Source organism: Chryseobacterium pennae (genome assembly GCF_003385515.1).
GTDB classification, from domain to species: domain Bacteria; phylum Bacteroidota; class Bacteroidia; order Flavobacteriales; family Weeksellaceae; genus Chryseobacterium; species Chryseobacterium pennae.
In genome coordinates this window covers 122,171-135,577 of sequence record NZ_QNVT01000016.1, presented here as the reverse complement: position 1 = coordinate 135,577, position 13,407 = coordinate 122,171, and the positions used below count along the sequence as shown (strand labels likewise).

4 protein-coding genes and 1 pseudogene are annotated in these 13,407 nt (G+C 31.5%); 4 read left to right on the top strand and 1 reads right to left on the bottom strand.

Features of this window, described 5'->3' with window-relative positions; translation table 11 throughout:
* Positions 1 to 460 (top strand): site-specific integrase (locus DRF65_RS16670; protein WP_165852249.1); only part of this gene is annotated, 460 nt, incomplete at its 5' end.
* 419 nt (positions 461 to 879) lie between these two features.
* Here DRF65_RS16670 and DRF65_RS16665 read toward each other — a convergent pair.
* A complete protein-coding gene (locus DRF65_RS16665) occupies positions 880 to 1,650 on the bottom strand; it encodes an NUMOD4 domain-containing protein (RefSeq protein ID WP_115971895.1) in 771 nt (256 codons plus the stop codon).
* A gap of 120 nt (positions 1,651 to 1,770) precedes the next feature.
* Between DRF65_RS16665 and DRF65_RS16660 the strand changes: the two are divergent.
* From DRF65_RS16660 to DRF65_RS16650, 3 genes and pseudogenes are all read left to right on the top strand, one after another.
* A pseudogene (locus DRF65_RS16660) lies at positions 1,771 to 2,091 on the top strand (PRTRC system ThiF family protein); the annotation flags it as partial.
* Positions 2,092 to 3,104: 1,013 nt separating this feature from the next.
* The gene (gene nusG, locus DRF65_RS16655; protein WP_115971894.1) at positions 3,105 to 3,482 is read left to right on the top strand and encodes a transcription termination/antitermination protein NusG; all 378 of its coding nucleotides are present in this window, start codon (positions 3,105 to 3,107) and stop codon (positions 3,480 to 3,482) included.
* 56 nt (positions 3,483 to 3,538) lie between these two features.
* The gene (locus DRF65_RS16650; RefSeq protein WP_115971893.1) at positions 3,539 to 13,402 is read left to right on the top strand and encodes a non-ribosomal peptide synthetase; all 9,864 of its coding nucleotides are present in this window, start codon (positions 3,539 to 3,541) and stop codon (positions 13,400 to 13,402) included.
* Positions 13,403 to 13,407 lie beyond the last annotated feature (5 nt).

The window sequence follows — 13,407 nt, the reverse complement described above, 5'->3', positions numbered from 1 at the left end:
GGGGCTGGCATATATTGATACTCGAAAGTTAACTACCAACAACATCAATATTGGATTAGATGGAACCCGATGGATTTTTACCAAACGACAAAAAACGAAAACAACCTCTAACATTCCATTGCTTGCCCAAGCCGAATGTATCGTTGAGAAATATAAAAATCATCCGACCTGTGTAAATAGTGGAAGATTACTTCCGATTCTCAGCAATCAAAAAATGAATGCTTATCTGAAAGAAATTGCAGATTTATGCGGTATCAATAAAGAATTAACCTTTCATATAGCACGCCATACTTTTGCCACTACAGTAACCCTATCAAATGGGGTTTCCATTGAGAGTGTGAGTAAAATGCTTGGCCACAAAAATATGAGGACAACTCAGCATTATGCTAAGATTCTGGATAGTAAAGTGAGTGAAGAGATGATTTCTTTAAAACAAAAATTCCTTGATAAGATTGTTTAGCAAACCTACAATATTATTAATCACTTAGAGATAATGCTTATATAATAGAAAATGCATCAATTTGATAAATGATAAATGATAAATGATAAATCAAAAATATATTAACCGAATATAGTTTACTATTGATTGATAAGGATTGTTGGTTTTTTGGAGGGATTCGAACCCTCGTCCAAACAAGCAATGCATAAGATTTCTACATGTCCGAAGACAAAGCAGACCAATTGTTTTAGGCTTATCTTTTAGAGTTCGGATACAATTTTGGGAACAATTTTGAATCAAAAATTTATGATATCAGTTATTTTTTTTAACATAGGGAAAGTTGAAAACAAGTATAGTACAATTTGGGTATGGTTAAGAGATAAGGAGGTTGATATAAAAGTATCTATCTCTCACTTAAAGTGTAAACCGAAAGATGGAGTTTATACATCCGATGTTACAAGTGAAGCAGGACAGGGTGAAAACACAGGATATTTTAGAGCTAATTTGAGATTGTACAAAAAAGTTGGTGGATTTGCAGAATATTTAGGACTTATGTGCTCTCCCCAAAATGTTTTGTTTCTGTTCTCTGTCCAGGTATTTAACCGCTTTACTCTTCCTTTACTGGAAATAGCAAAATAGCCTTCGAGATAAGGAACCGGCTTCCATCTTTCACAAGGAAGGTCATTTAGTGATAAATTAACACATGCTGATGGATTGCTTTTATCGACTAGTGGTTGCCCAAGCTTTTTCCAAAGAGTTGTATTGAATGTTTTTTCTGGCTTTCTTTTTCTTTCCGGTATAAAATCTTCTTTAGAGGGTACATAATCTTTCACAAACCATCGAAATTTTCCGGCAGTAGTCCTTTTTTTATTGATGACAGGCAGAATATAAGTAGGATGAATTTTTAAAAATTCACTTGCTGCATAAATATTTGCATAGCTGGCAACAAAATCACCATCAACTGTGTATTGGCTGACTGCCTGTTGATAATTTCCTCTTTTTCCTCTGCCTGTATTCATTGATTTCCGATGCAGCTTACTTACAGTTAACTTCTCCAGATTTCTAAAATGTACATTAAACTGATTATTATCTTTAAAAGATATACGAAATGAAAGATCATCCATATCAAATTTTTCAACAAAACGATAGTACACCAAACGGGCTACTGATTTTCCATATTTTTTTCCTTCAATAGATAAGACACATCTCACATTATAAAAATGAGTCTTTAGATGTTTATTAAAATATCTGAAGACATGTGGCTTTTTAATCTTAAAAACCAAAAATTATGTTACTCGCAACCCAATTAGAAAGAGTTTTTATACTGATATTCAGGGCAGGTAATATTAGCTACCATAGGAACGATTAGACAGCCTAATTCCCAAAAATATGAAACAGTGGATCATTTACCTTTTATCACTGATGAATTTGGAGAGTTGCTAAAACAATCGGAAACAGAAGATGATACACCAAACTGTTCATTAGCGGAAGCTTTGGAAAAACAGGATTTATTTAATTCATCATTGGTACAAATGGGTTGTTCCATATTGTGGAGCTTATTCCGTAATGGTTTGACACCATATAGGAGATTTTTCCACAATCTGAAAGATTTTAATACCCATCCTTTAAAAATCAGGTTGGCAAAAATGTAATTCCTCTCTTTGGTCGGAAACGCATTTTTGCCAAAAATTGGTGTAACCACATTAAAAACCAGTACCAGGATGTTACCTAATATTATATAAAGAGGTTGCGGGTTTATGTTTTCTTTAAATCTTTAAATCTTTGAAGCGTTTAAGGCAGGCGGTTTATTAAAACTTGTGTTATTCTCTTCGCCACACGAAATACAGAATTGACACTGTTCCAGCAAGTATGTAAGTTGAAAAGTCAAGAGGCCGTCCGAAAAGTTTGGACAGTCTCTTGTTTAACTGATTTTACTCGTACCCCTATACAGGAAGGGTATATGAATATCAGATTCTCAGAAGGTGTTACTAACTTTTCGGACACTCCCTTTTTTCAAAAATAAGTATAAATTGGTTTAAAACCAATCCCCAATTTTGAATAGGCATCGTCCATTCATAACTAGGTATACTGACTTTAAAACGGCGTCATCGGTAAGAAAAGACATTTTCAACATGATATTCCTCTCTTGATCTCCTTTGGTCTTTTAGAGCAAAATTTACATACTTTACATTTGTAAAATCAGACAACCGTCTTTTGGATACCTGTCTGAATTTTATTAAATCTTCGATGTTATTTAATTCTACCTCTGAATCTACATAGTTTTTGGCAAATATTGATTTCTTTTCATATTGGGTTTTCTAATGTAAATTATAATCAAATGGAGTATATGGTTTTGGATTTTAACGGATTGCAAATACAAATATAATAAAAAAAAATCTATCTGAATGAAATTAAAACAGGCTCTTAATTAAAATTTTGTTAAATTCAATTTAATGTGATTTTTGTATTATTTTTTTTTTATTTTTACCAAAACAAAAATGCCAAATGATTAAAAAACACAGATGAACAAAACTCCTATTATATTATCTTAATTTTTTTTAAGTTGTAATTTCCTTTGTTTTTTTGAATCTTTTAATCTGCTTTTGTACATTTGAAAATGTGACTTAAGTGGCGAAGCTATAAAATAATCATGATTTTTTAATATATGAGTTTCATCCAAGGCTGGTATGTTATTTATACCAAATCCCGTTACGAAAAGAAAATCGGACAAAAACTAAATGAACAGAATTTTAAAGCAAACCTACCACTAAATACAATAATATCTCAGTGGAGTGATCGTAAAAAGAAAGTAGAATCGCCTCTTTTTAGTTCTTATGTTTTTGTTTATTTAGAAACGATAAAAGACTATTTTAAAGCCTTTACCATTGTTGGTGTAATATTATTTATCAAGTTGGGTGATAGGTTAGTCAGAATTCTCGATGATGAAATTTACAAAATTAAAATTTTCCTCAATCAATTTTCAGAGGTAAAATTGAAAGGTACCTTAGACTTAAAAATAGATAACAAGCAGAAGATATGTTAGAATAGATTCTTACAACATAACCTTATAGCTGAAATTCATCCCCATCATTTAATTTAATGACAGATATTCAAATTTTATCCAACATTTTTTGGAAAAACAAAATTAAAGACAAAGAAGAAGCGGTTTTTTCAAAAGGAAAAATTGAAATTCTTAAAAAGCAGATTTCAAAAAAAGATTTAGAGAGTTTTATAAAAATTTCAAGAAGCAATCCTTTATCAAAATTTTCAATAGTTTCTTCTATTTTTTCTTTTTTAGTAAATAAATATTTTGAAAATTTTCAGAATGTAATTAAAATTTATCCATCTAATTTAATTGATTTGGATGAAATTTTATTATTGGAAATTGAGAGTAATGCAGCAACATTTAAAGAGTTACTGCAGAATGTTGCTAATGAAGTTAAAAAAGTTTTGCCTCATAAATATTACAATTCATCAGAATTAACCTTGGAATTATTTTCTAATTTTTCAATTCAATTTGGTCAAAAGGCTAAAGTTTTGAAAGATGATATATCTTTATTATATGAAGAAACAGAAGACAGTATAATTTTAACAAGTTACTATCAAGATTCTTATTTGAAGTGTGTTATTGAAGGTTTTTTGGCAAATTTCATAAACATTCTTTCTAATTATAATACTCTTTTAGATATTGAGTTGGTGAAATATTCTCTTGTTACTGATGATAAAGATAAAATCCTTCTAGAATTCAATTCCACTGAGGTTGAATATTCTGATGATAAAACAATCGTAGATTTATTTGAAGAACAGGTAGAAAAAAATAAGAATAATATAGCTATTCTTTTTAATGGGTTGAGACTTACTTACAGAGAATTTAATGAGCGCGCAAACCAACTTGGAAACTACCTTAGACAAAACTATCAGATACAAGCGGATGATCTGGTAGCGATAAAATTAGAGAGAAGTGAGAATATGCTCTTAGCCATTCTGGGTATCATGAAGAGTGGAGCGGCTTATGTTCCTATAGATCCTGAATATCCACAGGACAGGATAACCTATATAGAAATGGATGCAAGAGCTAAGATAACAATAGACCTCAGATTCCTACTAAAATTTGATTCAGAAAAGGAGAATTATAGTAGAGTTAACCTTCCTATTGTTAGTAAGGCAAACAGTCTTGCCTATGTTATTTATACATCCGGTACTACTGGCCACCCGAAAGGAGTTATGATAGAGCATCATTCCTTGATCAACCGTCTAACATGGATGCAGAAAGCTTATTCTTTGACTGCTGAAGATACCTTGATACAAAAGACTACCTATTCCTTTGATGTTTCTGTGTGGGAATTGATTTGGTGGATGCTTCACGGAGCGAAGGTTTCTATTTTGGCATCAGGTTCAGAAAAGAATCCTACAGAACTCATAGATAATATCGTCACTAATAAAGTAACAATAATTCACTTTGTACCCTCAATGTTACAGATGTTTTTAAATTATTTGAAAACAGATTCAAAATCATTGAATCGACTGAAAAGCCTTCGTCAGGTATTTGTAAGTGGAGAGGCATTAACGCTTCATCAGAGAAATCTTTTCTATGAACTTTTTCCTGATGTATCGCTTATGAATTTATATGGACCAACTGAGGCGAGTATTGATGTGACATATTACGACTGTAGAGAAGAAAAATCGAAAGGAAGTGTGCCGATAGGTAAGCCAATAGATAATACTCGTATCTATATACTTGATGAAAGAAAAGTGATGGTTCCAATAGGAGTACCGGGAACTTTGTATATTTCTGGAGTTGGTTTATCCCGCGGTTATTTGAACAAACCTGAGCTGACATCGGAGAAGTTTGTTGACAATCCTTTCAATCTTGGAACAAAGATGTATGATACTGGAGATTTAGCAAAATGGTTACCAGATGGCAACATTGAGTTTTTGGGAAGGAAGGACTTTCAGGTAAAGATAAGGGGTTACAGGATAGAATTGGGAGAAATCGAAACAAACATCAGCCAGTTCAGTACTACTATTAAGCAAGTAATAGCCGATGCCAAAGAAGTAAATGGAGAAAAAGTATTGATTGCTTATTATACTACGGATAACGAAGCAGTCATAGGCAAAACCGAATTAAGAGAATATCTTCAAAGCAAGTTGCCGGAATATATGGTGCCAGGTTTTTTTGTGGAATTGGAGTCTATTCCGTTAACGCCAAATGGTAAAATTGACCGTAAAGCATTACCAAGTGTTACGGGAGAAGACTTAATCAGGAGAGAATATGTTGCACCGAGAAATGAGATGGAGCAGAAGCTAGCAGATATCTGGCAGGAAGTATTGGGAGTAGAAAAGGTAGGGGTTACGGATAATTTTTTTGAGTTGGGGGGGCATAGCTTGATGGTGGCTCAGGTACTTAGCAGAATCCACCAAACTCTGGCAATGCAGATAAGTTTCAAAGATTTCTTTGCTTCTCCAATCATTGAAGGGATTACCAAAAACTTTACTGTAAGAGAGTATACTCCGATCCCAAAAGCACCTGAACAAGAGAGTTACCCTTTAACTCCATCACAGCAAAGACTTTGGGTACTAAGTCAATTGGAAGGAGGTTCACAGGCTTATAACATGCCAGCAGTGGTTACCTTAAGAGGAGGGTTTAATGAAGTGTATTTTGAAAAAGCCTTCCAGTACTTGATAGACAGACATGAGATTCTCAGAACTTCATTTAAGTCAGATATATTGACAGGAGAAATTCGCCAATACATTGCTCCAAAAGAAGAAATTCACTTTACAATAGAAGTATTGGATTTTGCAGGGAAGAATGATTTTGAAATAGAAGAGTACCTACAGTCAGCCAATAATGAAGTTTTTAATTTAGAAGAGAGCCCGTTGATAAGAGCCTCTTTACTGAAGAGAGATGATGAAGAAAACCTGTTCTTTTTATCCATGCACCATATTGTTGGTGATGGATGGTCCACTCAAGTATTGGTATCAGAAATAGTTGAGACTTACAATAAGCTGCTTAAAGATGGTGATATTACTATTAATACAAATGTAGAAAGTGAAAAAGTCGCACCATTATCTATCCAATATAAAGATTATGCAGTATGGCAACAGGAAGAGGTCAAGGGAGAAAGATACCAAAAAGCAGAAGTCTATTGGTTAGAACAATTTGAGGGTGAACTTCCTGTATTGGAATTACCAAGTTATAAAACAAGACCGTTGATACAAACCTACAATGGTGATAATATCAGTCATTTCTTCTCGCAAGAATTTACAGAGAAGCTGAAGAAGTATTCAGAGAAGCAAGGAGTTACGTTGTTCATGACCTTAATGGCAGGAGTTAAGACACTGCTTTATCGATATACAGGTCAAAAGGATATTATTGTGGGAACTCCGATAGCGGGAAGAGAATATCCAGACCTAGAGAACCAGATAGGACTTTATCTGAATACCTTGGCTCTCAGGACAAGGTTGGAAGAAGGGTATAATACCTTCAATTTCCTACTTCATAAAGAGAAAGATTTTCTTTTATCGGCCTATGAGCATCAAATATACCCATTTGATGAATTGGTGGGCAAACTTAATATAAAGAGAGACAGTAGCCGTTCTGCATTGTTTGATGTTTTGGTAGTATTCCAGAATCAGAGTCAGTTAAGATTGGGTGGTAATATCAGAAAAGATATAGAAGGCTTACAAGTAGAGGAATATGAATATAATCGGAAGACGTCCCAGTTTGATGTAAGCTATATGTTTGCAGAAGAATATGATCAACTAAAGCTTACGATAGAATACAATACGGATATTTATGAAGCATTCCTCATCCAACGAATGTTTGCTCATTTTGAGAATCTGTTGACAAAATCTATAGAAGATACTGAAGGAACAACATTTATAGAAGACATCAACTATCTTACAGGGGAGGAGCGTCATCAGCTATTAATAGATTTCAATGATACGAAGGTTGACTATCCGAGTGATAAGACGATTATAGAACTCTTTGAGGAGCAGGTGTGTAAGACACCGGATAATGTGGCGGTAGTATTTGAGGATACGGAGCTAAGTTATCGGGAGTTAAATGAACAGGTGAATCAGTTGGGTGATTATTTAAGACAAAATTATCATATAGTACAAGATGATTTGGTAGCGATTAAGCTTGAGAGAAGTGAGAAGATGATCGTTGCAATCTTGGGAATTTTAAAGTCCGGAGGGGCTTATGTACCTATTGATCCTGAATATCCACAGGAAAGGATTGCATACCTGGAACAGGATACAAATGCGAAGGTTACCATTGATGAAGTATTTTTAGCAAGTTTTCAGGAGGAGATACGAAAATCACAAGATTGTTATACAAAAGATAATCTTACGATTATCAGCAGACCGGATAGTTTAGCTTATGTTATTTATACTTCAGGAACGACAGGGTATCCTAAAGGGGTGATGATTGAAAATAAAAGTGTTATCAATCTCATTTTGGGGCAGACAGAAGAGTTTAAATTAGAGAATAATGAGTCTGTTATATTGATTTCGAATTACACATTTGATGCTTCAGTAGAACAAATTTTTTTAGCACTTTTAAACGGTTTATCACTGCATGTTGTATCTAAAGAAATTGTAAGTGATCCTAAAGATCTTTTAAACTATTTAACAGAGAATAACATAACACATCTTCATACGGTTCCAAATATACTCGAGAGGCTTGATTTTAGTAATGAACTATCACTCAATAGAATCATTTCTGGAGGTGATATATTTCCACAGAGATTATTAAACAAATTAAATAAATATAAGTTTTGTTTTTATAATGAATATGGTCCTACCGAAACAACCGTGACTTCTATTGAATTTTTGTATTCAGGAAAAGGTGATATTCTTATTGGTCGCCCTATTTCCAATACAAAGGTTTATATTTTAGATGAAGAATTGAATGTACTACCCATAGGAGTACCGGGAGTTTTGTATATTTCAGGAGCTGGTTTATCCCGAGGTTATTTGAATAAGCCTGAGTTGACGGCGGAGAAGTTTGTAGAGAATCCTTTTGATCTAGGGAGTAAGATGTATGATACGGGAGATTTGGCGAGATGGCTACCTGATGGGAATATAGAGTTTTTAGGTAGGAAGGATTTTCAGGTCAAGATAAGAGGTTACCGGATAGAATTGGGAGAGATCGAAACACACATCAGTCAGTTCAGTAGTTTTATTAGACAAGTAATTGTCGATGCCAAAGAAGTAAATGGAGAAAAAGTATTGATTGCTTATTATACTACGGATACCGAAGATTTGATAGACAAAACTGAATTAAGAGACTATCTTCAAAGTAAGTTGCCTGAATATATGGTTCCAGTTTTTTTTGTTGAATTGGAATTTATTCCGTTAACACCAAATGGTAAAATTGACCGTAAAGCATTACCAAGTGTTACGGGAGAAGACTTAATCAGGAGGGAATATGTTGCACCGAGAAATGAGATGGAGCAGAAGCTAGCAGATATCTGGCAGGAAGTATTGGTTGTAGAGAAGGTAGGAGTCACGGATAATTTTTTTGAACTGGGCGGGCATAGCTTGATGGTGGCTCAGGTAATAAACAGAATGTACCAGAACTTAACACAGCAGATAAGTTTTAAAGATTTTTTTTCTCAGCCAATCATCGAAAAACAAATTTACTTATTAAAAGATGATAGAAATAGAGAGTTAGACATAAAGAAATATCCAAATATTAATAATTATATAGCATCTTCTACTCAAACAAGTATATGGCTTAAGGAGCACATGGAAAAGCCTTCGCTTTACAATTTAGTACATGTAACCAAATTAGAGGGGAGTTTAGATATTATTAAACTAGAAAAAGCATTTAAAAATTTAGTTCAGAATGAAGAAATTTTTAGAACTTCTTTTATTAGAGAAAAAGATCATTTAATAGCAAAAATAGAAGAGAATGCTAAGATTAGCATTCAGCATCATTGGGATATAAAAGAACTAGATATTATTATTAAAAATGAAAAAATAATATTGTTTGATTTAGAAAAGCCTCCATTACTAAGAGTAAATCTGATTTCTTCAAATCAATTATTTTATGTTGTTATAACATTTCATCATATTGCTCTTGATGGGCTGTCAATTCATAAGTTTTATGAAAAACTTGTTGGATATTATGTAGATATACCCCCTTTGTATAATACTCCTTCTTTTAAGGATTATATGATATGGAGAAATGAAGAAAACCAACAAAATATTATCAGGCAACAACGAGAATTATTAATCAAGAAATTTTCAGATGTAGATGTAACAGTAAATATACCACATATAAGAAAGGAGAAACAGGTATATAAAGGTTCTAAACGTTATATATATAATTATTCTGGAGAGCAACTGGAGAATATAAAGAGAATAAAGAATAAATATAATACTACCATATTTAATATTTTATTGGCTGGGCTGCATGGCATATTATATAAATATTCCAAACAAAATACTATTGTGACTGTAGTTCCAATAGCCAACAGAGATAATCATAGTTTTGAAGATACTCTTGGCTTTTTTATGAATACTATTTTGATAAAAAGTGAATTTGAGGAGAATATATCATTTGGAAATTTGGTTAATCAAATTAAATTGGAGTTTTTAGAAGGGATAAGCAATAATCTATGCTTATTAGAGGACTGGGCATCGTATTCCAATAATAAAATCCTTCCTCATCTTAATATTATGGCATCTTTTCAAAATTATTCAGATGTTAATCAATATAAAATTAAGGATATAAAAGTTAATCAATATCCTGTCATTGATAATGAAGGAGTTGCTCCATTATATAATTTAGTGTTTAGATTTTTTGGGAATGATGAGAATTTATATTTAGAAATAGAGTATGATACATCATTAGTCGATGAATCTTATGTACAAAGATTTTTAAATCATTTAAATATACTATTAAAAAAATGTATTGAGAATGATAATCTTCGAATTGAAATGATCGATATTGTTTTAGACGAGGAAAGAGAGAAAATTTTAAATTTTAATAAAACTGAATTTGAATTCCCTGAAGAAAAGAATTTTATAGAGCTGTTTGAAAATACAGCCTTTAATATGGCAAAAGAAATAGCTGTAGAATATAATGAGAATATATTGTCATATGAAGAATTAAATGATCTTTCTAACATTTTTGCCAGGTATTTATTATCAAAACTAACTATAAAATATGAGGATAGGATTTGTGTAAAAATTAATAAATCTCATCATCTTATTTACATACTCCTTGGTATTCTTAAAACCGGAGCATGCTATGTTCCTATCGATCCAACATATCCGGAAGAAAGAAAAGAGTATTTGGAGAAACTTTCTGATGCTATATTTTATATTGATGATAATACTTTAGAGGAATTTTTGAGCCAACGAAATATTTACAGCAAAAAAAACATAGAGGTTGCCATACCTTCAACATCTCTATTTCATATAATGTTTACTTCAGGATCTACAGGTGCACCCAAAGGAGTAATGTTAACCCATAGAAATATTGTTAATTTTGTTACTACTAATAACTATTTTCCTTTAAATAGAGATACTATTCTTTTATCAACTGTAGCTAGTTCTTTTGATACAACTAATATGGAGTTTTGGGGAGTTTTGGTTAATGGTGGTAAACTTATTATTGCTGATAGAGATGATTTATTTGATTATAACATATTAGAAAAGCTTATCATAAGTAAAAATGTAAATTCTTTATGGTTAACTGCATCATGGTTTTCGCAAATTGCAGAACAAAGGATTGGAATTTTTGAACATTTAAAACAGTTTATTTCTGGTGGAGATATTTTGTCTTTAAAGCACATAAATATGGTTAGAGAAAAATTTCCAAATTTATTGATCATAAATGGGTACGGACCAACTGAGAATACAACGTTTTCAACAACATATAAAGTTCAAGGTAATGAATTTATTACATTGCCTATTGGAAAACCATTAGCTAATACGCAGGTGCATATTTTGAGTGAAAGCCTTTTATATGATCCGATAGGTGTTATTGGTACAATATATTTATCTGGAGAAAATATAGCAAAAGGATATTTTAATAATGAGAAACTGACTAGCGAAAGATTCATTGATAATCCACATCTGGAGAATGGAATCCTATATAATACAGGAGATTTGGGAAGATGGCTTCCGGATGGTAATATAGAATTTTTTGGAAGAAATGATTTTCAGGTTAAAATAAGAGGATATAGGGTAGAACTGGATGAAATTGAGAATAAGATTTTACAATTTTCTGAAGATATTAAACAGACTGTTGTTATTTCTGAATTCGGTAAATCTCTAATAGCGTATCTCACCATTAAAGATATCATCAATACACAATACTTGAAGGAATATCTATTAGAGAAATTGCCTAGATATATGGTTCCTGATCTATTTATAATACTGGAAGAAATACCATTAACACCAAATGGGAAAATAGATAGAAAATTTTTATCCAGTATAGAAAAAAGTGAATTAATTAATCTGAAAAAATTAAGACCTGAAACAATCAACGAGAAAGGAATATGTGAAATATGGGAAACAGTTCTAGGATTACAAAATATTAATATTGATGATAATTTTTTTGATATTGGAGGGAACAGTTTACTCTTAATGGAACTCATTACAAAACTAAATGAGAAATTTAAAAAAACGATACGCATTAATGAGTTATATAAGTTTGCAACAATAAAAGAGCAAGCGCTTTTAGTGGATAATGATAAACAGCAAGTACAACCTATATCTAATGAAGAAGTTCTAGGAATAACCCTTAATCAGAAAAGATGGCTAGTGACAAATTTGATGGATATCAATAGTTTATCAAATAAAAATATTGTAAATACTTTTGATTTATATGGAGATACAGATATAAAAAAAGTGACGGATTTTTTTAAAAAATTAGTAGAAAAACATGATATATTGAGAACTCGATATTATTTTGAGGATAATCTTTATAAAAGTGAGACACTGCCAGTATCAGAAGTTGAAATTAAATTGGAACTTCATGAAGAGGACTCAGAAACTATAATTAATGAATTGAAAGATCATTTTTATAATTTAAATCAGCCTCCACTTTTTAAAGTCGCTATATCTAGATCGAAATTATATTTAAGTATGCATCATCTTGTGTCCGATGCTTGGTCTTTTAAAGTATTAATAGAAGAATGGCAAGAATACCTGAAAAATGGTAATATATCAACTGAAAATATTATATCATACAAAGATTTTTTGAAAAATGACGAACAATATTTTAGAACAAAATATTATGTTCAAGATAGGGATTTTTGGTTAAATGAGTTTAAACTTTTTGAAGAGACTAAATTTCCTGAAATACCTAATAACTCTAATGAAGAAGGTAAAATTATTTTTTATTTTCAAGATAAAGACTTTAAAAATCTTAATGAAATATCTGAAATTACAGGGAAAAGCATAAATTTAGTACTTACTACAGTCTATTATAAAACATTATCACAAGTTTTAAATAATAATGATATTACAATAGGAATACCTATTGCAGGGAGGGACGATTTTAATAGAATGTGCATTGGCTTTTTTGTCAAAATGCTAATGATCAGAGTTGATACGAGTGGAAATTGGCTTGACACATTAAAAACTGTTGAGAATAAAATTAACTTATGCAATTATCATTCAAACTATCCATATGATTCATTGATAAAAGACCTGGACCTACCAATATACCAGAATCGTTTTCCTCTCAGTTCAGTTTTTTTTAACCTAGTTGATATTAATTTATCTCTTGAGAAGATCGTATCGACTGAGTTTTTATATAAGAAAATAGAGAATAGTTTTTCAAGATATGATTTGAATTCTTATGTGTATGTATATAGTAACTGTGTAGAGGTTCAATCTCAGATTAACATTTCCAAGATTAATGAAAGTCTGGCAAAAACAATTTTTGATATAATAAAAATTAATATAAATGACATGTACAATTATTTTAAAGTATAAATTTT